The sequence below is a fragment of the Ancylobacter sp. 3268 genome (genome assembly GCF_031456575.1).
Taxonomy (GTDB): Bacteria; Pseudomonadota; Alphaproteobacteria; order Rhizobiales; family Xanthobacteraceae; genus Ancylobacter.
Window position 1 is genome coordinate 35,755 of record NZ_JAVDUX010000017.1, and the last position, 22,565, is coordinate 58,319.

Below are 22,565 nucleotides of genomic sequence, written 5' to 3' on the forward strand. Positions count from 1 at the left end.
TCTAAGACCAACATGGGGTCTTCGGAACGAGAACTGAGCGACAGCAGCCGACAATTGACCGTGTTGATGTCTGGCAGGGGTTAAAACCGGTTGCTAGGCGCGCGCGCTGGCCCGCCGCGGGTGTTCCAGGGGCATCGCTTGCTGGTCGGCGCCTGTCGCAGGAAGATGGCCGGCCCGCCTAGGGTCGGCCGCTCTCCGAATTAGCGGCGTGTGCCGAGATAGAGCGTTTCCTCATCATCGCGCTGGCGCCCGCCCAAGGCGGCCGTAACGCAGGCGATGAAAGCACCGACCATGAGGGACAGAGCACCGAGCAACGCGAAGGTCGCACCGGCCTTGCGTGCCGCATCCGCCGCCTGCTGCGCCTTCACCTTGGCGGCCTGGACCTGCGCGAGTACGGCATCAACCCGCGCCGTCGCATCCGCCTGTGATAGGCCGGTGCGGGCGGCGACGAGCTGACCGAGATAGGTCTTGTCGCCGGCCGAGACTTCACCAGCGGCTGCACTGGCGACGAGAATGCGCGAGGCTTGGGCGGCTGCGGCGGCATTGCCCTCCGCGCCAGGCGTTGCCAGCTGCGCGGGATCGCTCGGACGGAACAGCGCGTCGACGAAGTAGGAGGTTGCATCGGACCCAGCGCCAGATCCGGCGTTGGCCCCCGCACCCGCCGAAGCCCCAAGCGCGGCTCCAGAGGCGACAGTCGACGCTGCCTGGACGCCGGTCCCTATCGCTCCAGTCAGCGCCGAGCCGAGCACCGACACGACAAGAAGGGTTGCGAGGGCCCAGGCCATGAACCCATGAGCCGTATCGCGGAACAGCGTCTCGCCTGTGGCAATACCGATCCATCTGGTGCGAAGTCGTCCCGTCAGATAGCCGCCGACCCCCGACGACAGCCACTGCACGACGACGAGCCATATTGCGGTGGAGACGGCGAAGGTGGTGACACTCGCGCTTTCATTGGTCCACGGAGAAACCATGGTCAGGCCGATTCCTGACCCGACAAGCATGAGAACGAATGTAAGCGTCGATGCTGCAAAGGCCCCCGCTACGATGGGTCCCCAACTGACGGCGGATGAGGACGATTCCACGGGAGCCGAGACGCCCGCGGCAGGGTAAGTTGATGCCATGATATCCTCCTATCGAGCGCGCTGGACTACAGCGGCATTGGCGAGGACTGTCGTCCGTCCCAATGCACTTCGCTGGCCCGCATCGATCACCAGCTCAACATTGGGGTGCCAGTGATAGTTCCTGCAGGCTGATAGAACGCTCCAAGAGATCGACCCCGCTTGCTGCTGGTTTCTGATAGGATCGAATGCGAGGGCGACCGATTTAACTGCGGCTCTCCAGGCACCAGCCGAGTATCAGCTTTGCCCCTTCCTCAACCGCACCCCCGGCCCCTCGCCGTTCTCCGCGACGAAGATCACGCCGGCGGACTCGAGGGCGCGCTGGATGGCGGTGAGGGTCGACGCCTTTGGATCGGCGGCACCGCGCTCGATGTTGTTCAGCGCAGTGGTTGATATCCCAGCAGCAGCAGCCAAGGCTGCCTGGGTCATACCGAGCATCGCTCGCGCACCGCGGATTTGCTGAGGTGTGATCATGACGTTTTTGTAGCTTCTAGATGATATTTTCTCAAGCGCGGTTGACGAAACATGCGCTTGGCGTTAACAAAAGCCTACTTGATAATTTCTCAAGAGGCGCTTCCCAATGCCGAACCCCACCGTTCCGGCCAACGTCACCGCTTTGCCTTCTGCCAAGCACCATGTCGAACCGTCGACCGGCACCGGCTGCCTGTCGGACAAGCGCATCCTTGCCCTCGCGGACGAGCTTCAGCGTGATCCATCGGTGATGGCGGCCGTGTCCTATGACGCGCTGCTGCAACGGGTGCGCGAGGTGACGATCGGCACGATCACGGGCGAAAGCCTCGAGCTGATCGCCGAGATGCTGCACAGCCGGCAGATGGCGCGGCACTACCGCGCCGCGGCCGCCGCTAAGGTGGAGGGCCGCGCCCATGGCTGAGGTCATCCACCTCCACGCCGCTGCAACCGACGGCACCACGGTCGCCTATGGGCGGCATGGGCAGGTGCAGATCTTCGAGGGGCAGGACGCTCGATATGACGCGGCTCGCGAGGGCTTCGAGCGTGTCCTGTCCTTCGAGCCGCGCTCGCTGTTCTTCCTGATAGAGACGGCCGACGCCTTCCACTACGTGCGCGCCGGCCGAGCCTAACCACCTGACCCGCACACCTGGCGCGGTCTGACCAAGCCCCGTCACCGAACACCATCAGCCGGCGCGGCGTGCGACCGGCAAAGGAGACGCTATGTCTAAAGCTATGCCGTTGAAATCCCTGAAACCAATGCCGGCCGAGTTCCAGCACCAACCGGCGCTTCGGGCGCTGATGGAGCTGCCGAGCGTTCCCGCGGGCTGCATGACCATCCAGGTGCAGGAGGATTCCTTCCATCCCCATCTGCGCCGCGGCGAATTCGCGGTCATCGACCTCACCGACCATCAACCGCAGTTTGGCGAGATCTATCTGATCGCCTACGGCTCCGTGCGCTTCGAGTGCGGACTGGCCTACAAGCTCTGCGTTGCCGTCGGCCGGATGGACACGCTCGGGCCTCGCGGTTGGGGCGATCCGAAGGGCAAGCCAGCCATGTGCTGGCATGCCCATCACGGCATGCCGCCTCGGTCGAAGGAGGAGCGCGAATACAGGCTGCGTACCGGCACTGCGTATTCCTCCGAGGGGCCGCTGACGACGGAGTATTTCTCCGAGAAGCTCGTCGGCCGTGTCGTCGGCGTCTTCGCGCCGGTGATCGGCGAGGCGCGTGCGGCCGCCGAGAAGGCGGAGGGCCGCACCCATGGCTGAACTCTCTCGCCGCAAGCTGCTGGCTGCAGCACCGCTGATCACGCCGCTCGCCGTCGGCATGGTTGCCGCCTCGCTCCCCGACCCGTCCGCCCCGCACCCGGACGCGCATCTACTTCAGCTCGGTGCCGGGTTCGACGCGGCGCTCTCCTACTGGGTGGAAGCGGAGGATGCTCTCGACGCCGCTCATGCGCTCTTCCACACTACGATGCTGGCGCGGCCGGCGGATGCGACCAACACCGAGGCACTGCTGAGGATCCGGGAGGAGACCGGACTGACCGCGGCCAGGGAGGCGGCTCGCGCCACGGCAAGTGCCTGCGACCACTTTTCCGATCAGATGCACGACGAGCCGGCCCAGACGCTGGACGGTGTGCTGGTGAAGCTGCGCGCCATAGCCTTCCACCTCGGGCAGACGCGTGAGATGCGCTATCCATGGCACGAGATGTCGAAGGACGGGCGGCTTTACCTGTCGCTCACGCGAGACGTTGAGAGCATGGCCGCTGCCACGGGAGGGCGCAATGTCTGAGCTCTCCCGGCGCGCCCTACTGACCGCTCGTCCGTTCCTCTCGCCCGAGGAGGTCGTCGAGCTCGCCACGCAGCTCCAGATGCCGGACACCGCTCACCCCGACGCGGCGCTGATCCGGCTGCAGGCCGAGCTCCGCATCCGCAGCGTCGCCTGGATGGTGACGATGTTCGATGACGGCGAGGGACCGCCGCCTCCTGTCACCGATGAGGCGGCGAGCGAGGCGTGCGACGCGCTCGCGAACGCTATCCGCGCTACGCCAGCCAGGACGACGCGGGGACTGGTGGCCCACGCCCACGCCTTCCTATGGGACAGTCGAATCCTGGTGGATGTCGCAGCCGATCCGTCCCACGATCTCGACTGGGCACCGAAGTGCTTTCTCTCGCTGCTGCGCGAGATCGAGCGGATGGCTGGCGCTCCAGATGTCTCATCTGACACGGGCCGTTTGAGGGATAGGCGCGCAAGTTGCACCTCCCGTTCGATGTCCTAGCGGACATCCGTACCCCGATCTTGGAGATATAAGCATGAACCAGCATATCCGTTGGCCTCTGGCACAGCCCAGGACGACCGAGAACTCTGCTGCGGCCGGCAATCCCGTCGGCACGGCCCTCCGACGCCGCGCGGTGCTGATCGGCGGCCTGCAAGCTCGGCTGGATGAGCGAGCCGCTGAATGTCAGCGGCTGCAACTGGCCCAGTTGCACAGCAAGGACCCTATGGCAGCAGCCGAGAAGGCTGAATTGGCCAGCATCAAGTTTGAACGCACCCGCATGGCGTTGTGTCGCCTGGAGGCCGGCATGCCGTACTGGCGTTGGCAGGCTATCGAAACCGAACGATTCCGCCGCGACTATCCGGACGTATGTCCGACCAAGGCTCTGGAAAGACTATCCGTGATGGCGATATGGGGGCCACATTTACCGGCCCTAGAGGGCCGCCCAGAGGATTTGAGCCGCTGAGACATCCTCGGAAGCGGAGCGATTTCCTTCGCCCTCGCAACGCTTTGCCGACTGACCGCCATCCGGCTCGGTGCTGCCGGGGATCACGGCAGGCCAGAGCCGCATCCGATGCCTTGCATCGCCATCGATGGCGGTCATTCTTCCCGATCAAGTGCGTGCGTTGGGTGCTTCGCCGGCCCTGCGCATGATCGCCTCACATCCGATACCTCCGCAGCCACGGGGGAAGGGAATGCAATCGTCGCGAGCTTCAACGGCCCCGGCGGTTGCTCAGGCAACCCCGCTTATGCATTCCGGCGGCGTGGCTGGCCGGGTGCCGTTGAGGACTTAGCGATGACCCTCGGCCCCGATGCCGATCATCATCTCCAGCTGGATATCGAGGCCGAACAGGCCTTGATCGGCGCCGCGTTGGCGCGACCGGAGATGTTGGGACATCTCGCCGGCACCATGCAGCCGGCCTATTTCGCCGAGCCGCTGCATGGCCAGATGTTCGACATCATCCGCACGCTGCAGAGCGAAGGGCGGGCGCCGACGCCGGTGGCGATCGAGACCCGACTGGGCAGCGTCGGCGTTGGTGACATGTCCCTGCGAGCCTATGCCACCGAGATGGCCAAACGTGCCATTCGCATTCCCGACGCCCATGACTATGCCGAGCGGGTTCGCGATCTGTGGGCAGTTCGACAGGTTTCCACCCTCGGTGCCCAGCTTGAGGAGAGCGCCCGACAGCAGGGTGCCGATCCTCGCGAGTTGATCGCAATGGCTTCCTCATCGCTGGACGAGGTTCGAGCGGCGCTAGACACCAGCAGGGTGATGGCACGATGGGCCGGCGACTTCGCCGCCGATGCTCTCGACACCATTGATCGCATCCGGGCCGGCGAGGCCGTTGAGCAAGGCGCGACGACGGGCCTGGCGGATCTGGATCGCGACCTCGGTGGACTGGTGCCGGGTCATCTCGTGGTCGTGGCAGGCCGGCCCGGCATGGGCAAATCGATCACCGGGCTATCGATCGCCCGTCAATGCGCGAAGGCCGGCAACGGCGTCGTGTTCTTCTCGCTCGAGATGGACGACAAGCAGGTGCGATCTCGCTTGCTCGCCGACGAGGCCTATTCCTCCGGCCGCACCATCACCTTCAAGCAGATTGCCGAAGGGCGTGATCTCGACGACGACCAGGTGGACCTCCTGCGTCGCTGCGCGGCAGACCTCCAGCACCGGCCGCTGCTGCTGGACGCGCGCACCGGCCTGACGGTGTCCGACATCGCTGCCCGGACACGCGCGGCCATGGACGCCATGCGCCGGCGCGGCACGCCGCTGCGGGCCATCGTCGTCGACTATCTGAAGTTCATCCAGCCCTCCGGCCGGTACCGCGGCCAGCGCGTCTACGAGGTGGGCGAGATCACCGCCGGCCTGAAGGCCCTGGCCAAGGACCTCGACATCTGCGTCGTGCTGCTCGCCCAGCTGAACCGTGCCGTGGAAGCTCGGCCCGACAAGCGCCCGGAGCTCGGCGACCTGCGCGAGAGCGGTGACATCGAGGCCGATGCCGACACGGTCCTGCTGCTCTTCCGACAGGCATATTACCTCAAGGATGCACAGGAGCCTGAGGCGATCGAGCAGCTCCTGGCTGCAGAGAACCGCCTGGACGTCATCATTGCCAAGAACCGCAACGGCCCGATGCGCACGCGCACCGTGTTCTGCAACGTCGCGGCGAATGCGGTGCGGAACTGGGCAGGGGGCTACGGAAATTCTACCCGCGGGACTGGCGTGGCGATCAGGCATTGCGAGCTGTCTCGCTTGCCGCACGCGGCTTGTGGATGGAGTGCCTCTGCATCATGCATGAGGCGAAACCCTACGGGCATCTGCTTCTCAACGGCGAGCCCATAGAGGCTGAGGTCCTGTCGCGCATGGTAGGCGCCCCGGTGGACGAGGTGCGGACGAACCTGTCCGAGCTTCGACAAGCCGGCGTGCTCGATATGACGCGAACAGGCATCATCTTCTCTCGCCGGATGACAAGAGATTTTGCCCGTGCCCAGAAGGGGCGAAATGCCGTCAATTCGAGATGGCGACAACCTACTGAAAAACAACAAGAAACGTCTCGACCTATTAGGTCCCCTAGTAGGGTCCCTACTACTCAGAAGCCAGAGGCCAGAAGCCAGAAAGAAGAGATAGTGGATTTTGACCAGGAGCTGTTTCCGCCCCCGGTTCCCCCTCCCGAAAGACCACCGGACGGTGATCCTGTGGAGCAGGCGGTGGCGATCTACAACGCCATTGCGCCCACCGCCGGCTGGCCGAAAGCCGAGGTCGTCACGCCTCAGCGACGGAACCTGCTGCCGGCGAGGCTGCGGGACTGCGGCGGTTTGGACGGGTGGCGGCAAGCCATGGAGCGCGCGGCACGATCAGCTTTTCTCCGCGGCGACAACGACCGGGGATGGCGGGCCAGCATCGATTTCTTCCTGCAGGCCAAGAGCTTCACCAAACTGATGGAGGGTGCCTATGACGACCGATCGAAAGCCCCAGAGGCGGCCCGAACAATGGGATCGGCGGTCACCACAGAGCAGTGGGACCGGCTTGTTGGCCGGCACCGCGACGATCCGAGCCTTTGGCCGTTCGGCACCCTTGGGCCGCCGCCCGATGAACCGGGATGCCGAGCACCCACCGATGTCCTGGCGCGACATGGCTATGCGAGAAGAGAAAATGCCGCCTAATTCAATAGGGATGGCCACGATCGGACAGGAGGATGTGCGATGAGTGATCGCGACGACGGTTCAGTCGATCTGATCGTGTCAGTGCGGCGACATCCGCAGGATTGGCAGACGGCCACATACCGGTTGGGTGATATTCAGAATCTTCACTGGGACGTGGCGAGCGGCGGCGTCCTGCGCGCCACTTCTCATCCTGCCCTCTTCGGCTACGTTTGGTGTAACGGAGCGCTTTCAGGGGCCGTTGCCCACTCGTGCAGCCACGGCCTGCCACCGCATCGGATTAAAGTCTGCCTGCCGAAGGTTTGTAACAAGGACCAATGGGCTCGGATCATGACGAAAGCACCTTCGAAGCGGCACACAGAGACCGATGGTCCGATCACTTCCGTCGGCGAACGTGCGCGACAGCAGGTAATCGCGCTGGCCTTGGGATCGGCTCGTGGCAGCCAGCCCCTGAACACGCGGAGATTCGACCATCGCGGATTTTCGCGGAGAACGATTGAGGCCCTCGCCGCAGCGATCGACGCTCCCGAGCGGCTGCTTTTCATGGAGATGACTTCGATCTCGAAGATCAAGGGAATTGGCAAGGTTGGGCTCGCTGAGATTGAGGTTTACCGACGCGCCTATACCCCCGACGCGCCGACGCCGTGATCGCTGGAATGGCACGGGTGGCGGCCAAGCGGCTCGGAAGGGAGCAGGGCCCGGAACCGGACGGCGATGGGTTCTAGCTGGCGGCTCCGTGAGCGGGAAGCTGCGCGAGGCTGGGGGGTGGCGGAGAGCTTGTGGGCAGAAACCCGGCGTGGGTCCCAGGTGGGTCCCAAGTGCGCGAACCCTGTCTGTAGCGGTCCTGCGACTTCCCGCAAATCATTGATATGTTTGAAAAATTTGGCGCACCCGGCACGATTCGAACGTGCGACCTTTGCCTTCGGAGGGCAACGCTCTATCCAGCTGAGCTACGGGTGCCTGCGGCGCGCGGGGCGCCGGACGTCGTCTTCTTAGTCGAAGCGCCGCGCGTGGGCAACATGTGCCGGCGCTCCGGCCCAGGAAATGCTCACGCATCCGCCGCCGGCATATGGCAGCCGACCGCACGATGGTTATATAGCGCTCGTCATGAGCATCGATGTTCCGGCCGACACGCCCCGCAAGCCGTTCTTCTCATCGGAGGAGATCGAGCGCTATGCCCGCCATCTCGTGCTCGGCGAAATCGGCGGACCGGGACAGCAGAAGCTCAAGAAGGCGAGCATGCTGGTCGTCGGCGCCGGCGGGCTCGGGGCGCCGGCTCTTCTCTATCTCGCGGCGGCAGGGGTTGGGCGGCTTGTCGTTGTCGACGACGACGTCGTCTCGCTGTCCAACCTGCAGCGGCAGGTGATCCACACCACCGAGATGATCGGCCGGCTGAAGACTGAAAGTGCCGAAGCCTTCGTTGCCGTGCTCAACCCGCATGTCGCCTTTCACGGCGAGGCGGTGCGGCTGACCGCCGACAACGCGCTGGACCTCGTTGCCGCCGCCGACGTGGTCATTGACGGCTCGGACAATTTCTCCACCCGCTACCTGGTCGCGGATGCCTGCACGCTGGCGCGCAAGCCGCTTGTTACTGCCGCTCTCGGGCGCTTCGACGCTACCGTGACCACGCTTCGCGCGCATGAGCGCGGACCCGACGGCGCCCCCAATCCCACCTACCGGTGCCTGTTTCCCGAACCACCGCCGGCCGGCACCGTGCCGAGCTGCGCTGAGGCGGGCATTGTCGGGGCGGTGGCCGGCGTCGCCGGGTCGCTGGTGGCGCTGGAGGCGATTCGCGCCGTCGTCGGCTTCGGCGAGGGGCTGGTGGGCCGCTTGCTGATGATCGATACGCTATCGATGCGCTTCGAGACGCTGAGCTATGGCTGGGATCCTGACAATCCGCTGACCGGAACTGCGCCGACCATTACCGACCTGTCGCACCATCGCCGCTGAAGGCAGCCCCTTGCGAGGCTGGCGACGCCGGGCCACCCGGTGACCCGGCCGAAGTGTCACAGCATGGCCGGCAGCACGCGGTCTGGCGGGCGGTGGCCGTCCATGAAGGCGCGGATGTTGACGATCACCTTCTCGCCGGTGTCGATGCGCGCTTCCACCGTCGCCGAGCCCATATGCGGCAGCAGCACCACCTTGCCCTGGCGGGCCAGCTTCAGCAGCTTGGGGCTGACCGCCGGCTCGCGCTCGAACACGTCGAGGCCGGCGCCGGCGAGTTCGCCGGTCTCGATCATGCGGATCAGCGCATGTTCGTCGATCACTTCGCCGCGGGCGGTGTTGACGATGTAGGCGTCGCGCTTGACCAGCTTCAGCCGTCGCGCCGACAGCAGATGGAATGTCGCCGGGGTATGCGGACAATTGACCGAGAGAATGTCCATGCGGGCCAGCATCTGGTCGAGACTGTCCCAGTAGGTCGCTTCGAGCTCATCCTCGATATGCGCGGGAAGCGGATGGCGGTTGTGGTAGTGAATCTGCAGGCCAAACGCCTTGGCGCGCCGCGCCACCGCCTGGCCGATGCGCCCCATGCCGATGATGCCGAGCCGCTTGCCCCAGATGCGATGGCCGAGCATCCAAGTCGGCGACCAGCCGGGCCACACGCCCTCGTCGCGGATGATCAGCGAAGCACCCTCGGTCAAACGCCGCGGTACGGCGAGGATCAGCGCCATGGTCATGTCGGCGGTGTCCTCGGTGAGGACGCCGGGGGTGTTGGTGATGGTGATGCCGCGCTCGGTGGCGAGCACGACGTCGATATGGTCGACGCCATTGCCGAAATTGGCGATCAACTTGAGGTTCGGACCGGCGGCCTCGATCACCCGCGCATCGATCCGATCGGTGATCGCCGGCACCAGCACATCGGCGGCCGCCATGGCCTCGGCGAGCTGCGCCTGGGTCATCGGCACATCCTCGACATTCAGCCGAGCGTCGAAGAGTTCGCGCATGCGGGTTTCGATTTTGTCGGGCAGCTTGCGCGTCACCACGACCAACGGCTTCTTGCGGGCCATCTCAATCCCCGTCGCGATCAAGGTCCCGTTAACGTCGAAGGCGGAAAATGCCGCCCGGTCGGGACGGTGCCTCATTAGCAGACGGGTCGGCGAAACACAAAAAGCACCCATTCGCGGTGCAGGCGTGCGCACGCCGCCGGGGGCTACCTCCGGATGGGCCGGGCGTGCGGTGAACAGGTGACAGGAACGATGCGGATTTCCACGCTTCGAATCGGTGCGAGGCTTCGAGGTGGCGAGAAGCGCCGCAAGGGACGGCCGATGCGCGGCTATAGGCGGGGCTCCCTGATCTTCGCCCTGATCGCGGGCGCCGCGGTGTTGGCGGCGGAGCCGTTGATTCACAAGACATTTTCGCATGCGCAGGCGCAATCCTCGACCCCGGCGACCAGCGGACCGGTGGGACGCGAGAGCGGGCTGCCGGTGCCGCGTTTCGTCTCGATCAAGGCCGACAAGGTGAATGTGCGCTCGGGCCCCACCCGCGATCACGGCGTGGCCTGGGTGTTCACCCGCGCCGGTTTGCCGGTGGAGATCACGGCGGAGTTCGAAACCTGGCGGCGCATCCGGGATTCCGACGGCGCCGAGGGGTGGGTCTACCACTCGATGCTGTCGAGCCGGCGCACCGCGCTGGTCGGGCCGTGGCTCAAGGACGGCCCGACCTCGCTCTATGGCAGCCGCGACGCCAAATCCCGCGTCGCCGCCCAGGTGGAACCCGGGGTGCTCGGCCAGGTCAGTGACTGCGACGGAACCTGGTGCCGCTTCTATGGCGCCGGCTTCGAGGGCTTCATCGAGCAGGTGAAGCTGTGGGGTGTCTATCCGGGCGAGAAGATCGACTAGACGGTTCTGCCTCCGGTGCGGTCCGAGGCGTGCCGTCAGCGGTTCGATGAGATGTACGCTGCGGCCGATTTCGTCCGGTGGGTGCAGGCGTCAGCCGCGCATCAGATCGGCGCAGCGATAGCCGATCATCATCGAGGGGGCGTGGGTATTGCCGCTGGTCATCAGCGGCATCACCGAGGCATCGGCGATGCGCAGATTTTCGATGCCGTGTACCCGCAGGTCGGGACCCGTCACGCTTGACGGGTCGTCGGAGTGGCCCATGCGGCAGGTGCCGACCGGGTGATAGGCGGTGCCGCAGAGCTGGGCGATGACCGCATCGGCGGCGGCGGGGTCGGCGGGGATGTCCGGGGCGAGGCGACGGCCGCGGAAGGCATCGAAGGCCGGCTGCGCGATCACCTCTTCCAGCACCCGCACCCCGGTGCGCAGCGCGCGGCGGTCGCCCTCGGTGGCGAGGTAGTTGGCGACGATGCGCGGACCCTCTGCCGGATCGGCGCTGCGCAGGGTGATTCGCCCGCGGCTCTCCGGCCGCAGCTGATAGGCGGAGACGCCGAAGCCATGTGGCAGCGGCGCGCGCTGCAGCAGCGGCAGCCACGGCTTGTAGGTCGACAGGCCGGGCACGAACAGGCCCTCTATGTCGGGCTCCGGCGCGGAGGGCTGCGAGCGCAACAGGAAGCCGACGGCGAAGGGCGTGCGCGCCGCCACGCCGGTGCCGAAGGCCCAGGCGCGGGCGACGCCGAGCACGGCGCGGTCCAGGCGGGTGAAGGGCTGAAGGCTTACCGGCTGGCGGCATTCATAGGTGAGGCGGGCGAAGACGTGGTCTTGCAGATTGGCGCCGACGCCCGGCAGGTCCTGCGCCACCTCGATGCCGAGCCGGCGCAGATCCCCGGCCGGGCCGATGCCGGAAAGCATGAGCAGCTTCGGGGTGTTGACGGCGCCGCAGCTCAGCACGATCTCCGAGCCGCGATACTCCCGCTCGCGACCGCCCTTCGCCGCCACCACGGCGGTGGCGCGGCCCGCCACCACGCGCAGGCGGCGGGCGGTGGCACTGGTTATCACGGTGAGGTTGCCCGGCCGGCGCCCGCGCAGGAAGGTCGCCGCCGACGACATGCGTCGGCCGTCGCGGATGTTGACGGTGAAGCGGCCGAAACCTTCCTGCCCGCCGGCATTGAAATCGTCGGCCCGCGGATGGCCGGCCTGATCGCCGGCGGCGAGAAACGCCTCGAAGAGCGGGTTGTCGCCGTCATGGCGCATCAGCGGCACGTGCCGCAAGGGCGCTGACGGGTCGCGCGGCGCGTTGGCGGCGGTGCCGCGCTCCAGCGCCTCGAAGGCGGGCCCGACGCTTCGCCAGTCCCAGCCCGCCGCGCCGGCCGCCGCCCAGCGGTCGTAATCGGCGGGGCGGCCGCGCATCCACACCATGCCGTTGATGGAGGAGGAGCCGCCGAGCACCCGGCCGCGCGGCCAGGCGATGCTGCGGCCGCCGAGGCCGGGCTCGGGCTCCGTCGTGTCGCGCCAGACGCCGATATCGTGATTTGCGAGGAAGCCGGTGAGGATCGGCACGCCGTGCAGCATCGGCAGGTCGCGCCTGCCGGCCTCCAACAGCAGCACGCGCCGGTCGGCGTCCTCGGCGAGCCGCGAGGCGAGGATGGCCCCGGCTGCGCCAGCGCCCACCACGATGACGTCCCAGTGCTCCATCGTTCCGCCCCATCCCGCGCCGGGGGCTTATCGCGCCTCCCCGTGAGATGGTCGTGGAAGCCAAATTTATCGTCAACATCAAAAATGGAGTAAACTCTAAAAATAGTTGAGCCGCGAGCCCCGTTTTCCGATGACACGGCGTCTGACGGTTGCCGGTCGTGGCGAGTTTCGCGCCCGGGGATCGCTGTCGGCCGATGTCGTTGCCCATGCCGTTCGCCCCGCCCATTCGCGGGGCGGCGCGGCGCCTGTCCGGGGAGGGTGGCTGATGCCGGTGGGCGGGATGACCCCTGGCGCCGACGAGCGGCTATTGGCGGTGGGGGAGCCGGCACGCGGCCGCTCGCGCCTTCCCTGCCGACGACGGAAGAGGGGGGGCGTATCCGCCGGGGCGGCATGGGCGCGACCGAGCGATGCCGCTCCGCGCGTGCGGCATGGGCCGACAAGCGGGAGCGCGTGGCCCGGCGCAAACGAAAAGGGCCGGTCCTGCGACCAGCCCTTCCTTAAACCGATGATCTCGCGCGGCTTTTGCGGGATTATCTCAGCCGCGGCGCGATTATCAGCCGCGGCGCTTGGGGCGCAGGCGCACCACCACGTCGACGCGGGCGATCTCATAGCCTTCCGGCGGCTCGGGAACCCGCTCCACCTCGACCGCCGCGCTGGGAATGTCGAGCAGGTGATTCTCGCCTTCCATGAAGAAGTGATGATGGTCGGACGGGTTGGTGTCGAAATAGGTCTTCGAGCCGTCAATGGCGAGTTCGCGCAGCAGCCCGACCTCGGTGAACTGGTGCAGCGTGTTGTAGACTGTGGCCAGCGACACCGGGAAACGCGCCTTGATCGCTTCCTCGTGCAGGATTTCCGCCGAGACGTGACGGTCGCCCTTGGCGAAGAGCAGCCAGCCGAGCGCCAGGCGCTGGCGGGTGGGGCGCAGCCCGACATCGCGCAGCATGTGGCGCACATCATGGAACGGGCAGCCGGTGCGGCTGGCGGCCGCGACGTCCCGCAGACGGGCGACCGGGAGCACCGGTTCGTCATCCTCCATCACCATGCGCGATACGGCGACAGGGGCAGGGCGAAAAGTCTCGCTCATTTCACGATCCGAACAGACAATTCCAAAACAGCGGCCAACCGTCCGGCCAGCGCTGCTCGCGGTTGCAAGGCGATGCCGCCACGACGCAACAGGCCGCGGGCAACGGGTTTTTCATCTGGCATTATATTCGCAGGCCGCGCGCCAGAGCAACAATGCCTTGCATTATAGTAATCATTCCAATCTGAAAGGGCGAGGGCGGCACCGCCGGCAACTGTCATGACGCCGACATAGTGAGCGGTCGCGCCGCATGGCGGATGGCTTTGAGCCGGCAGGGCGCTGTGATAGGAAGCGCCAGAACCGGGCGGCAGCCTTGCCGCTCACGGTCGAAACGACAAGCGTGGTGATACGGCGGCAATGGTCGAACGGCAGAACAGCTTCTCCTATGATGAACTGCTCGCATGCGGGCGCGGCGAGCTTTTCGGGCCGGGCAACGCGCAGCTGCCGCTGCCCCCGATGCTGATGTTCGACCGCATCACCGAGATCTCCGAGGATGGCGGCGCCAACGGCAAGGGCCATGTGCGCGCCGAGCTCGACGTGAACCCGGACCTGTGGTTCTTCGCCTGCCACTTCAAGGGCGACCCGGTGATGCCGGGCTGCCTCGGCCTCGACGCCATGTGGCAGCTGGTCGGCTTCCATCTCGGCTGGCTCGGCGCGCCCGGCCGCGGGCGCGCGCTGGCCACCGGCGAGGTGAAGTTCACCGGCCAGGTGCTGCCGACCGTCAAGAAAGTGATTTATGGCATCGACTTCAAGCGCGTCATGCGCTCCAAGCTGGTGCTCGGCATCGCCGATGGGTGGCTGGAGGCTGACGGCGACGTGATCTATCGCGCCAGCGACCTCAAGGTCGGCCTGTTCCAGACCTGATCCCGCGACGGGCGGCGCTGCCGCGGCGGCCCGCGGGCCGCCCGGCCTTGCCGAGCACGGCTGCCGGTGCCATCTGCCCGGAGCTCATTCACGAATAGGGCTTCGCACGGCGCCGGACAGAAAACGCCGTCGGGACCTGCCAAGGAAGGAAAGCCTATGCGCCGCGTCGTCGTCACCGGGATGGGTATCGTCTCGTCGATCGGCAACTCCACCCAGGAGGTGCTGGCCTCGCTGCGCGAGGGCAAGAGCGGCATCACCCGCTCCGACAGCTACGCCGAACTGGGCTTCCGCAGCCAGGTGCACGGCGCGCCGCAGCTCGACGCCAGCGAGATCGTCGACCGCCGCGCCATGCGCTTCCACGGCGGCGGCACCGCCTGGAACCATGTCGCCATGGAGCAGGCGATCCGCGATTCCGGCCTCGAGGCGCACGACGTCTCCAATGAGCGCACCGGCCTGATCATGGGCTCGGGCGGCTCCTCCACCCGCACCATCGTCGAGGCCGCCGACATCACCCGCAAGAATGCCAGCCCCAAGCGCGTCGGCCCGTTCGCGGTGCCGAAGGCGATGGGCTCGACCGCCTCGGCGACGCTGTCGACCTGGTTCAAGATCAAGGGCGCCAGCTATTCGATCTCGGCCGCCTGCGCGACGACCAATATCTGCATCGGCAACGCCGCCGAGCAGATCCAGTACGGCAAGCAGGACATCGTGTTCGCCGGCGGCTGCGAGGATCTCGACTGGACGCTGTCCTGCCTGTTCGACGCCATGGGCGCCATGTCCTCCGACTACAATGACCGCCCGGCGGTGGCTTCGCGCCCCTATGACAAGAACCGCGACGGCTTCGTGATCTCCGGCGGGGCGGGGGTGCTGGTGCTCGAGGAGTTGGAGCACGCCAGGGCCCGCGGCGCCCGCATCTATGCCGAGATCGTCGGCTACGGCACCTCCTCGGACGGCGCCGACATGGTCGCCCCCTCCGGCGAGGGCGCGGCGCGGGCGATGCGCCAGGCTCTGACAACGGTGAAGGGCGGCATCGACTACATCAACCCGCACGCCACCTCGACGCCGATCGGCGATCTCAAGGAGATCGAGGCGATCCGCGAGGTGTTCGGCGCCTCCTGCCCGCCGATCTCCGCCACCAAGTCGCTGACCGGCCACTCGCAGGGCGCCACCGGCGTGCACGAGGCGATCTACTCGATCCTGATGATGCAGAACGGCTTCATCGCCGCCAGCGCCCATATCGACGAGATCGACCCCGTCTTCGCCGACATGCCGATCGCCCGCGAGCGCGTCGACAACGTCAGGCTCGGCCGGGTGCTCTCCAACGGCTTCGGCTTCGGCGGCGCCAATGCCGTGCTGGTGCTGCAGCACCCCGACGCCGCCTGAAACTTTTTTGACGTGAGCGTGCTTTTCCGTCGACCGGACGTCATGGTCCGGCCGGAAAGAGCTCAAGCCGGCGCTGCGCCGGGCGCGAGGAGACGAATATGAGCCTGACGCAGGGCAATCCGGTGCACGGCAACCTGATGCAGGGCGGCCTGATGAACGGCAAGCGAGGCCTGATCATGGGCGTCGCCAACGATCATTCCATCGCCTGGGGCATCGCCCGGACGCTCGCCGCGCAGGGGGCGGAGCTCGCCTTCTCCTATCAGGGCGAGGCGCTGGGCCGCCGGGTGAAGCCGCTGGCGCAGAGCCTGGGCAGCGACACCGTGCTGGCCTGCGACGTCGAGGACCTCGCCTCGGTCGACGGTCTGTTCGCCCAGCTGAAGGCGAAGTGGGGGACGATCGACTTCCTGGTCCACGCCATCGGCTTCTCCGACAAGAACGAGCTGAAGGGCCGCTATGCCGACACCACGCGGGAGAACTTCTCGCGCACCATGGTGATCTCCTGCTTCTCCTTCACCGAACTCGCCAAGCGGGCGGCGGCGCTGATGCCGAATGGCGGCTCGCTGGTGACGCTCACCTATGGCGGCTCGACGCGGGTGATGCCGAACTACAACGTGATGGGCGTCGCCAAGGCGGCGCTGGAGGCGAGCATGCGCTACCTCGCCGCCGATTACGGGCCGCAGGGGGTGCGGGTGAACGCCATCTCCGCCGGGCCGATCCGCACGCTGGCCGGCGCCGGCATCGCCGATGCGCGGCTGATGTTCAACTACCAGAAGCGCCACGCGCCGCTGCGGCGCACCGTGACCATCGACGAGGTGGGCGGGGCGGCGCTGTACCTCATTTCCGACCTGTCGAGCGGGGTGACCGGCGAGGTGCATTTCGTCGATTCCGGCTACAACATCATCTCCATGCCGCACCCCGCGGCGTTGAAGACCATCGAGGACGCGGTGGAAGCCGGCGAGGCGGCGGACTAGGCCCTCCGCGCCTGCCGGCTGCCCGGCGCCCGCCGGTCAGCCGGCGAGCGTATCCTTGTGGATCCTGCCGTCCTTCATGATGAGGCGGAACTTCGCCTCCGGATCGGCGATCAGCGACAGATCTTCCAACGGGTTGCCGTCGACGAGCAGCATATCGGCGAGCGCGCCCTCTTCCAGCACGCCGAGCTTGCCGGGATAGGGATTGCGCGGGCCGGACAGCGCCAGCAGCTCGGCATTGGTGGCGGTGGCCATCTTCAGCGCCTCGGCGCCCGAATACCAGCGGGCGAGATGGGTGAGCATCACCCCCTGCCGCCGCGCCAGCGCCGGCGAGAACAGCATGTCCGAGCCGAAGGCGGTCTTGATGCCGTGCTTCTTCACCAGCGCGTAGAGCCGCTCGGTAGCGGCGAAGATCGCCAGTGCCCGGTCGTGGCTGGGGCCGACCAGCGGCCCGGTATCCTCGGCGCCGAGGAAGGGCTGGGTGCTGAGCCAGACACCCGTCTCAGCCATCCGCGCCGCGATCTCCTCGTCCATCAGATGGCCGTGCTCGATGCAGGTGACGCCGGCATCGAGCGAGCGGCGGATGGTCTGCGGCGCATAGGCGTGGCTGGCGACATAGGTGTTCCAGTCGCTCGCCACCTGTACCGCCGCGCGCATCTCGCCTTCGGTGAAGGTGGAGGCGTCGAGCGGGCTGCGCGGCGAGGACACGCCGCCGCCGCCGACCATCTTCAGCTGCGAGGCCCCCTGCATCAGCTGCTCGCGCGCCCGCATCATTACCTCGGCCTCGCCATCGGCGATGGCGACGCCGCCGGTCTGTTCGGTGCGGTCCGGCGTGCCGGCGGCGCGCGGCAGCTCGGCAAGCGGGCGCAGGTCGCCATGGCCGCCCGAGGCGGTGATCATGGCGCCGCAGGGATAGATGCGCGGGCCGGTGGCCAGCCCCTCGTCGATCGCCTGCTTCAGCGGGAAGGACGGCCCGCCAAGGTCGCGAATGGTGGTGAAGCCGCGCATCAGCGTGCGCTCGGCCTCGGCGGCGGCGGAAAGGAAGATGTAGCCGGGCTCGGCGGTCATCATGACCGGCAGCGGCAGCGCGGCGAAGATGGAATGCCAGTGCATGTCGATAAGGCCGGGCATCAGCACCCGGCCGCCGCCGTCGATCACCCGCGCGCCTTCCGGCGGGGTGGGGGTGCCGGCGGCGATGCCGGCGATGCGATTGCCCTCGACCAGCAGCGACACGCCGTCGCGCAGCGTGCTGGAGGTGCCGTCGAACAGCCGTACATTGGTGAAGAGCACCCGCTGCGGGCCGGCCGGCACGCCCTGCGCCCGTGCCGGCCGGGCGAGGCCGAGCGCGGCGAGCGAGGCGGCCATGCCGGCGACGAAGCCGCGCCGTGACAGGCCGGCATCGAGCCGGGCCGTCAGCGCGGCGAGCTCCGGCCGGTGGCAGAGGCAGCCGGTGTGGCCGGCCGCCTCGCTGGCGGTGGGGTCGGTACAGGCAAAAGCGGGGGGAGGGGGTGAGGGGCGGAACGACATGAGGCACCTCCGGATCGGCACGGGAGGCGGCTCGTTCCGCTCCGTCCGCGACCCGCGCACCCTACGCAGATGCGCCGTGCGCGCAACCCGCGAACGCCGGTGAGGCGATGTGCGTGGGCCGCGAGCGCAAGGCCCACGCAGAGGGCGGCCGGGTTACTCGCCGGCGCTGAGGGCGATGCGGTAGGCATCGGCGGGGTAGACGCCGAGTATGCGCAACTCCTTGGAGAAGAAAGCGAGTTCCTCCAGCGCGTTCTTCAGCGGCACATCGTCGGGATGGCCGATGACATCGGCATAGAACTGGGTGGCGAAGAACTCGCCATCGAGCTGGTAGGATTCCAGCTTGGTCATGTTGACGCCGTTGGTGGCGAAGCCGCCCAGCGCCTTGTAGAGCGCGGCTGGCACGTTGCGCACCCGGAACACGAAGGTGGTGACGGTAGGGCCGTTATGGGCCGGCGCCCAATCGGCATCGCGCGAGAGCAGGATGAAGCGGGTGGTGTTGTGCGCCTCGTCCTCGATGTTCTCGGCGATGATGTCGAGGCCATAGATCTCGGCGGCGAGGCGCGGGGCGATGGCGGCGACGGTGGGATCGCCCGCCTCGGCGACCAGGCGGGCGGCGCCTGCCGTATCCGAGCCGACCACCGCCTTGAGCCCGAGCTTGCGGATGATGTTGCGGCACTGGCCGAGCGCCATGACATGGCTGGTGACGGTCTTCACCGTGCCGAGCGTCGCCCCCTTCACCGCCATCAGCTGGTGCGAAAGCGGCAGGAAATGCTCGCCGACGATGTTGAGGCCGGAGGTCGGCATCAGATGATGGATATCGGCGACCCGGCCGGCGACCGAGTTCTCGATCGGGATCATGCCGAGATCGGCCTCGCCGGACTGGATGGCGGCGAAGGCATCCTCGAAGGTCGGGCAGGGCAGCACCACGGCCTCGGGAAACCGCTCGCGGCTGGCATTGTGGGAATTGGCGCCCGGCTCGCCCTGAAAGGCCACGGTGCGGGGGGTCTTCATCGTGCTCTCGTCCTTCACCTGCGCGCCCGGCGACCCGTGGCGTCTCGAGACGGCGGTGCCGCGGGATGCGGGCTCCGTTGCGTCGGCACCGTTCGGGGCACCCGGCGATCCGGCCGGCACCGTGCCGCAAGGCATCCCGAAAGCGCGACGGAACGCCGCGCCGCCCGCCGCCCCCTGCCGGCCGCGCGCCGGGCGAGAATGCCGGGCGGGCGCCGCGCTCACCTGCCCCATCGGCAGGATGCGCGCGAAATATCAGCAGTTCCAGAGGCTTGCGCAAGGAGGGCGCTGGCCAGGAGAGGCACGGGCGGTGGCGAAACGTAGCACCGCCGGCGCGCTTATACGGGTTGCACGCCCACGGTCAAAATGATTAGTTCCGCCCGCCGTTGGCGGCCGTGCAAAGCGGCTGTTACATTACGCGCGGGCAGCGGCGGTCCAGCCGGATGGATCGTCGTGCCGGTCGAGGGAGCGGAACTACATATGGACAGCTTCGAGCTGAACAAGATCGCCGGCGCCGTGCTCGGCGTGCTGACTTTCACGCTGGGTCTGAACGTGTTTTCGGGCATCCTGTTCACGTCGCACGCGCCGGAGAAGCCCGGTTTCGAGATCGCCATTCCCGAAGGCGGCGGCGGTGCCGCCCAGGCCGCCGCGCCCGCCGACGTGCCGATCGCCGAACTGCTGCCCAAGGCCAGCGTCGAGAAGGGGGCCGCGGTCGCCAAGAAGTGCGCCGCCTGCCACAATTTCGTCGAGGGTGCCGGCGCCAAGGTCGGCCCCGATCTCTACGCGGTGGTCGGCCGTCCGGTGGCGAGCGCCGAAGGCTTCGCCTATTCCGCGGCGCTGAAGGCGCATGGCGGCACCTGGACCTTCGAGGAGCTGAACGCCTTCCTTAAGAACCCCAAGGCCGACATTCCCGGCACCGCCATGGGCTTCGCCGGCATCGCCAAGGAGACCGAGCGCGCCGACCTGCTGGTCTATCTCAACTCGCTGTCGCACAGCCCGCAGGCGATCCCGGCGGCGCCCTGAGACCGCAACCGGCGGCCTCCGGCGCCGGACGCTTCGGAATTGCTTGTGAATTGCTTCACGATCACGTCAGGCCGGAGGCGCGGCGCGCTTCCGGCCTTATTGTTTTCCGAACGTCACCGTTCATATTCGCTTCGCGGGAGGTAGGCTGTGCCGGCCTGCCCGGTGCGTCGGCCGGTCCGCCGCACAGAGGCTCGAACAAGGAAGTGCGCCGCATGGTCGATCGCCGAGTCACCCCGGTCCGAGTTGCCCCGGTCCGTGTCATCCCGCCGGCCCGTGTCGCCCCGGCCCGTGCCGCGCCGGTCTTGGCCCGTCGCTCGCGCCGGTTGGCCCTGGCGCTGATGGGCGCGGCGCTCATGCTCGGCAGCTTCGGCGGCACCGGCCCGGCGCAGGCAGACCCGGAATGGCGTCACGGCCTCTCCCTGCTCGGGCAGCCGAAATACCCGGCCGACTTCAAGCGCTTCGACTATGTGAATCCCGACGCCCCCAAGGGCGGGCTGCTCAGGCTGTCGGCCAGCGGCACCTTCGATTCGCTCAACGACACCATCCCGCGCGGCAACCCCGCCGCCGGGCTGTCGCTGATCTACGACACGCTGATGAGCCCGGCCGCCGACGAGGTGGCGACCGAATATGGGTTGATCGCCGAGAGCGTGCGCTATCCCGACGACTTCGCCTCCGTCACCTACAAGCTGCGCCCGCAGGCCCGCTGGCATGACGGCCAGAAGATCACCCCCGACGACGTGGTGTGGTCCTTCGAGCAGACGATCAAGAACAACCCGCGCCAGGCGTTCTATTACAGCCACGTCAAATCGGCGGCGAAGACCGGCGACGACGAGGTGACCTTCACCTTCGACCAGGCCGGCAACCGCGAATTGCCGCAGATCGTCGGCCAGCTGCGCATCATGCCCAAGCATTGGTGGACGGCGAGCGGGCCGGACGGCAAGCCGCGCGACATCGGCCAGGGCACGCTGGAAGTGCCGCTCGGCTCCGGCCCCTATAAGGTGAAGCAGGTGGTGCCCGGCCGCTCGATCTCCTTCGAGCGGGTGAAGGACTATTGGGGCCGCGACCTGCCGGTGAACATCGGCACCAATAATTTCGACGAGCAGCGCTTCGAATATTTCCGCGACGACACGGTGGAGCTGGAGGCCTTCAAGGGCGACCAGTATGATTTCCGCATCGAGAGCTCGGCCAAGGACTGGGCCACCGCCTACGACTTCCCGGCGGTGAAGCAGGGCAAGGTGATCCTGGAGGAGTTCGCCAACCGGGCGTCCGGCCAGATGCAGGCCTTCATCCCCAATCTGCGGCGGGCGAAGTTCCAGGACCAGCGGGTGCGCAAGGCCCTCGATTACGCGCTGGATTTCGAGGGCATGAACCGCACGCTGTTCTTCGGCCAGTACAAGCGCACCTCCAGCTATTTCCAGAACACCGAGCTGGCTTCCTCCGGCCTGCCGCAGGGCCGCGAGCTCGCCATATTGGAGAGCGTGAAGGACAAGATCCCGGCGAGCGTGTTCACCACCCCCTACCAGAACCCGCCGCAGGGCGGGGAGGAGGAGCGCCGCACCAATCTGCGCGAGGCGGCGCGGCTGCTGAAGGAGGCCGGCTACACCGTCAAGGACCGCAAGCTGGTCAACGCCAGGGGCGAGCCCTTCACCATCGAGATCCTCATCGCCAACCCGGCCTTCGAGCGCGTGGCGCTGTTCTACAAGCCGGCGCTGGAGCGGCTCGGCATCACCGTGAACGTGCGGCAGGTCGACACCTCGCAATATATCAACCGGCTGCGCGCCCGCGACTACGACATGATCATCTCCGGCTGGGGGCAGTCGCTGTCGCCCGGCAACGAGCAGCGCGACTTCTGGGGCTCGGCGGCGGCCGACCGCGAGGGATCGGCCAATTATGCCGGCATCAAGGACCCCGGCATCGACGCGCTGATCGAGAAGGTGATCTACGCCACCGACCGCGAGGACCTGGTCGCCGCCACCCGGGCGCTCGACCGGGTGCTGCTCGCCTATGATTTCGTGATCCCGACCTGGAACTACCCGAACTACCGCACCGCGCGGTGGAACCGCTTCTCGCATCCGGACAAGCTGCCGGACTATTCCTTCGCCTTTCCCGACATCTGGTGGTGGGACGCGCAGAAGGCGGCGCAGACGGGAGGGGCGCCGTGA

Annotated in this window: 23 protein-coding genes and 1 tRNA gene; 16 read left to right on the top strand and 8 right to left on the bottom strand. The window is 67.3% G+C overall.

Annotated features, from left to right (window positions below; translation table 11 throughout):
- Nucleotides 1–200 precede the first annotated feature (200 nt).
- Nucleotides 201–1,121 (bottom strand): hypothetical protein, encoded by a 921-nt coding sequence (locus J2X65_RS21240; RefSeq protein WP_310205456.1) that lies wholly within the window; start codon nt 1,119–1,121, stop codon nt 201–203.
- 234 nt (nt 1,122–1,355) lie between these two features.
- Nucleotides 1,356–1,592: a helix-turn-helix domain-containing protein gene (locus J2X65_RS21245; protein ID WP_310205460.1), complete on the bottom strand. Its 237-nt coding sequence runs from the start codon at nt 1,590–1,592 to the stop codon at nt 1,356–1,358.
- A gap of 106 nt (nt 1,593–1,698) precedes the next feature.
- Between J2X65_RS21245 and J2X65_RS21250 the strand changes: the two genes are divergently transcribed.
- From J2X65_RS21250 to J2X65_RS21290, 9 genes are all read left to right on the top strand, one after another.
- Nucleotides 1,699–2,010: a hypothetical protein gene (locus J2X65_RS21250; protein ID WP_310205463.1), complete on the top strand. Its 312-nt coding sequence runs from the start codon at nt 1,699–1,701 to the stop codon at nt 2,008–2,010.
- Nucleotides 2,003–2,218: a hypothetical protein gene (locus tag J2X65_RS21255; protein ID WP_310205466.1), complete on the top strand. Its 216-nt coding sequence runs from the start codon at nt 2,003–2,005 to the stop codon at nt 2,216–2,218. The genes J2X65_RS21250 and J2X65_RS21255 overlap by 8 nt, the downstream gene beginning before the upstream one ends.
- Nucleotides 2,219–2,309: 91 nt before the next feature.
- Nucleotides 2,310–2,855, top strand: a complete 546-nt coding sequence (locus J2X65_RS21260; protein WP_310205470.1) for a hypothetical protein — start codon at nt 2,310–2,312, stop codon at nt 2,853–2,855.
- Entirely contained in the window at nt 2,848–3,378 is a 531-nt protein-coding gene (locus J2X65_RS21265; protein WP_310205473.1) for a hypothetical protein, read from the top strand. Before J2X65_RS21260 ends, J2X65_RS21265 begins: the two co-directional genes overlap by 8 nt.
- Nucleotides 3,371–3,865, top strand: coding sequence for a hypothetical protein (locus J2X65_RS21270; RefSeq protein WP_310205477.1), 495 nt, complete (start codon nt 3,371–3,373; stop codon nt 3,863–3,865). Before J2X65_RS21265 ends, J2X65_RS21270 begins: the two co-directional genes overlap by 8 nt.
- Nucleotides 3,866–3,899: 34 nt before the next feature.
- The gene (locus J2X65_RS21275; protein ID WP_310205480.1) at nt 3,900–4,328 is read left to right on the top strand and encodes a hypothetical protein; all 429 of its coding nucleotides are present in this window, start codon (nt 3,900–3,902) and stop codon (nt 4,326–4,328) included.
- Nucleotides 4,329–4,658: 330 nt separating this feature from the next.
- Nucleotides 4,659–6,203 carry a DnaB-like helicase C-terminal domain-containing protein gene (locus J2X65_RS21280; RefSeq protein ID WP_310205483.1) on the top strand — a complete coding sequence of 515 codons (1,545 nt, stop codon included), beginning with the start codon at nt 4,659–4,661 and terminating at the stop codon, nt 6,201–6,203.
- 365 nt (nt 6,204–6,568) lie between these two features.
- The gene (locus J2X65_RS21285; RefSeq protein ID WP_310205486.1) at nt 6,569–7,024 is read left to right on the top strand and encodes a hypothetical protein; all 456 of its coding nucleotides are present in this window, start codon (nt 6,569–6,571) and stop codon (nt 7,022–7,024) included.
- Between the two features lie 39 nt (nt 7,025–7,063).
- Entirely contained in the window at nt 7,064–7,669 is a 606-nt protein-coding gene (locus J2X65_RS21290) for a hypothetical protein (RefSeq protein WP_310205489.1), read from the top strand.
- Nucleotides 7,670–7,904: 235 nt separating this feature from the next.
- On the opposite strand, the gene J2X65_RS21295 is transcribed toward J2X65_RS21290, so the two are convergent.
- Nucleotides 7,905–7,981 (bottom strand) — tRNA-Arg (locus J2X65_RS21295).
- Between the two features lie 147 nt (nt 7,982–8,128).
- On the opposite strand from J2X65_RS21295, the gene J2X65_RS21300 reads away from it, so the two are divergent.
- Nucleotides 8,129–8,971 (top strand): molybdopterin-synthase adenylyltransferase MoeB, encoded by an 843-nt coding sequence (locus tag J2X65_RS21300; protein WP_310205492.1) that lies wholly within the window; start codon nt 8,129–8,131, stop codon nt 8,969–8,971.
- Nucleotides 8,972–9,027: 56 nt separating this feature from the next.
- Here the strand turns inward: J2X65_RS21300 and J2X65_RS21305 are convergent, their stop codons facing one another.
- Complete coding sequence (locus tag J2X65_RS21305; protein ID WP_310205494.1) at nt 9,028–10,029, bottom strand: D-glycerate dehydrogenase; 1,002 nt, start codon at nt 10,027–10,029, stop codon at nt 9,028–9,030.
- 258 nt (nt 10,030–10,287) lie between these two features.
- Between J2X65_RS21305 and J2X65_RS21310 the strand changes: the two genes are divergently transcribed.
- The gene (locus J2X65_RS21310) at nt 10,288–10,860 is read left to right on the top strand and encodes an SH3 domain-containing protein (protein WP_310205497.1); all 573 of its coding nucleotides are present in this window, start codon (nt 10,288–10,290) and stop codon (nt 10,858–10,860) included.
- Between the two features lie 90 nt (nt 10,861–10,950).
- On the opposite strand, the gene J2X65_RS21315 is transcribed toward J2X65_RS21310, so the two are convergent.
- Together J2X65_RS21315 and irrA are read right to left on the bottom strand one after the other, a co-directional pair.
- Nucleotides 10,951–12,552 (bottom strand): GMC family oxidoreductase N-terminal domain-containing protein, encoded by a 1,602-nt coding sequence (locus tag J2X65_RS21315; RefSeq protein ID WP_310205500.1) that lies wholly within the window; start codon nt 12,550–12,552, stop codon nt 10,951–10,953.
- A gap of 553 nt (nt 12,553–13,105) precedes the next feature.
- The gene (irrA, locus tag J2X65_RS21320) at nt 13,106–13,588 is read right to left on the bottom strand and encodes an iron response transcriptional regulator IrrA (protein ID WP_271180533.1); all 483 of its coding nucleotides are present in this window, start codon (nt 13,586–13,588) and stop codon (nt 13,106–13,108) included.
- Nucleotides 13,589–13,990: 402 nt separating this feature from the next.
- Here irrA and fabA point away from each other — a divergent pair, with 402 nt between their 5' ends.
- From fabA to fabI, 3 genes are all read left to right on the top strand, one after another.
- Nucleotides 13,991–14,497 carry a 3-hydroxyacyl-[acyl-carrier-protein] dehydratase FabA gene (fabA, locus tag J2X65_RS21325; protein WP_310205502.1) on the top strand — a complete coding sequence of 169 codons (507 nt, stop codon included), beginning with the start codon at nt 13,991–13,993 and terminating at the stop codon, nt 14,495–14,497.
- 156 nt (nt 14,498–14,653) lie between these two features.
- The gene (fabB, locus tag J2X65_RS21330; RefSeq protein ID WP_310205505.1) at nt 14,654–15,877 is read left to right on the top strand and encodes a beta-ketoacyl-ACP synthase I; all 1,224 of its coding nucleotides are present in this window, start codon (nt 14,654–14,656) and stop codon (nt 15,875–15,877) included.
- A gap of 137 nt (nt 15,878–16,014) precedes the next feature.
- Nucleotides 16,015–16,848, top strand: coding sequence for an enoyl-ACP reductase FabI (gene fabI, locus J2X65_RS21335; protein ID WP_310205673.1), 834 nt, complete (start codon nt 16,015–16,017; stop codon nt 16,846–16,848).
- 36 nt (nt 16,849–16,884) lie between these two features.
- Here the strand turns inward: fabI and J2X65_RS21340 are convergent, their stop codons facing one another.
- Nucleotides 16,885–18,372, bottom strand: a complete 1,488-nt coding sequence (locus J2X65_RS21340; protein WP_310205508.1) for an amidohydrolase family protein — start codon at nt 18,370–18,372, stop codon at nt 16,885–16,887.
- A 153-nt stretch (nt 18,373–18,525) separates the two neighbouring features.
- On the bottom strand, nt 18,526–19,383 hold the full coding sequence (locus tag J2X65_RS21345; RefSeq protein ID WP_310205512.1) for a prephenate dehydratase: 858 nt from the start codon (nt 19,381–19,383) through the stop codon (nt 18,526–18,528).
- A gap of 477 nt (nt 19,384–19,860) precedes the next feature.
- Here J2X65_RS21345 and J2X65_RS21350 point away from each other — a divergent pair, with 477 nt between their 5' ends.
- Nucleotides 19,861–20,403, top strand: coding sequence for a c-type cytochrome (locus J2X65_RS21350; protein WP_310205515.1), 543 nt, complete (start codon nt 19,861–19,863; stop codon nt 20,401–20,403).
- A gap of 338 nt (nt 20,404–20,741) precedes the next feature.
- Nucleotides 20,742–22,565 carry an extracellular solute-binding protein gene (locus tag J2X65_RS21355; protein ID WP_404977775.1) on the top strand — a complete coding sequence of 608 codons (1,824 nt, stop codon included), beginning with the start codon at nt 20,742–20,744 and terminating at the stop codon, nt 22,563–22,565.

What these genes read in the sequence shown, in the direction of transcription:
- J2X65_RS21300 (WP_310205492.1), top strand. Translation starts at nt 8,129, where the DNA reads ATGAGCATCGATGTTCCGGCCGACACGCCCCGCAAGCCGTTCTTCTCA.
- J2X65_RS21310 (WP_310205497.1), top strand. Translation starts at nt 10,288, where the DNA reads ATGCGCGGCTATAGGCGGGGCTCCCTGATCTTCGCCCTGATCGCGGGC.
- J2X65_RS21345 (WP_310205512.1), bottom strand. Translation starts at nt 19,383, where the DNA reads ATGAAGACCCCCCGCACCGTGGCCTTTCAGGGCGAGCCGGGCGCCAAT.
- J2X65_RS21265 (WP_310205473.1), top strand. Translation starts at nt 2,848, where the DNA reads ATGGCTGAACTCTCTCGCCGCAAGCTGCTGGCTGCAGCACCGCTGATC.
- J2X65_RS21315 (WP_310205500.1), bottom strand. Translation starts at nt 12,552, where the DNA reads ATGGAGCACTGGGACGTCATCGTGGTGGGCGCTGGCGCAGCCGGGGCC.
- J2X65_RS21355 (WP_404977775.1), top strand. Translation starts at nt 20,742, where the DNA reads ATGGGCGCGGCGCTCATGCTCGGCAGCTTCGGCGGCACCGGCCCGGCG.
- irrA (WP_271180533.1), bottom strand. Translation starts at nt 13,588, where the DNA reads ATGGAGGATGACGAACCGGTGCTCCCGGTCGCCCGTCTGCGGGACGTC.
- J2X65_RS21290 (WP_310205489.1), top strand. Translation starts at nt 7,064, where the DNA reads ATGAGTGATCGCGACGACGGTTCAGTCGATCTGATCGTGTCAGTGCGG.
- J2X65_RS21245 (WP_310205460.1), bottom strand. Translation starts at nt 1,592, where the DNA reads ATGATCACACCTCAGCAAATCCGCGGTGCGCGAGCGATGCTCGGTATG.
- fabI (WP_310205673.1), top strand. Translation starts at nt 16,015, where the DNA reads ATGCAGGGCGGCCTGATGAACGGCAAGCGAGGCCTGATCATGGGCGTC.
- J2X65_RS21250 (WP_310205463.1), top strand. Translation starts at nt 1,699, where the DNA reads ATGCCGAACCCCACCGTTCCGGCCAACGTCACCGCTTTGCCTTCTGCC.
- J2X65_RS21280 (WP_310205483.1), top strand. Translation starts at nt 4,659, where the DNA reads ATGACCCTCGGCCCCGATGCCGATCATCATCTCCAGCTGGATATCGAG.
- J2X65_RS21240 (WP_310205456.1), bottom strand. Translation starts at nt 1,121, where the DNA reads ATGGCATCAACTTACCCTGCCGCGGGCGTCTCGGCTCCCGTGGAATCG.
- J2X65_RS21270 (WP_310205477.1), top strand. Translation starts at nt 3,371, where the DNA reads ATGTCTGAGCTCTCCCGGCGCGCCCTACTGACCGCTCGTCCGTTCCTC.
- J2X65_RS21255 (WP_310205466.1), top strand. Translation starts at nt 2,003, where the DNA reads ATGGCTGAGGTCATCCACCTCCACGCCGCTGCAACCGACGGCACCACG.
- J2X65_RS21305 (WP_310205494.1), bottom strand. Translation starts at nt 10,029, where the DNA reads ATGGCCCGCAAGAAGCCGTTGGTCGTGGTGACGCGCAAGCTGCCCGAC.
- fabA (WP_310205502.1), top strand. Translation starts at nt 13,991, where the DNA reads ATGGTCGAACGGCAGAACAGCTTCTCCTATGATGAACTGCTCGCATGC.
- J2X65_RS21260 (WP_310205470.1), top strand. Translation starts at nt 2,310, where the DNA reads ATGTCTAAAGCTATGCCGTTGAAATCCCTGAAACCAATGCCGGCCGAG.
- J2X65_RS21340 (WP_310205508.1), bottom strand. Translation starts at nt 18,372, where the DNA reads ATGTCGTTCCGCCCCTCACCCCCTCCCCCCGCTTTTGCCTGTACCGAC.
- fabB (WP_310205505.1), top strand. Translation starts at nt 14,654, where the DNA reads ATGCGCCGCGTCGTCGTCACCGGGATGGGTATCGTCTCGTCGATCGGC.
- J2X65_RS21350 (WP_310205515.1), top strand. Translation starts at nt 19,861, where the DNA reads ATGGACAGCTTCGAGCTGAACAAGATCGCCGGCGCCGTGCTCGGCGTG.
- J2X65_RS21275 (WP_310205480.1), top strand. Translation starts at nt 3,900, where the DNA reads ATGAACCAGCATATCCGTTGGCCTCTGGCACAGCCCAGGACGACCGAG.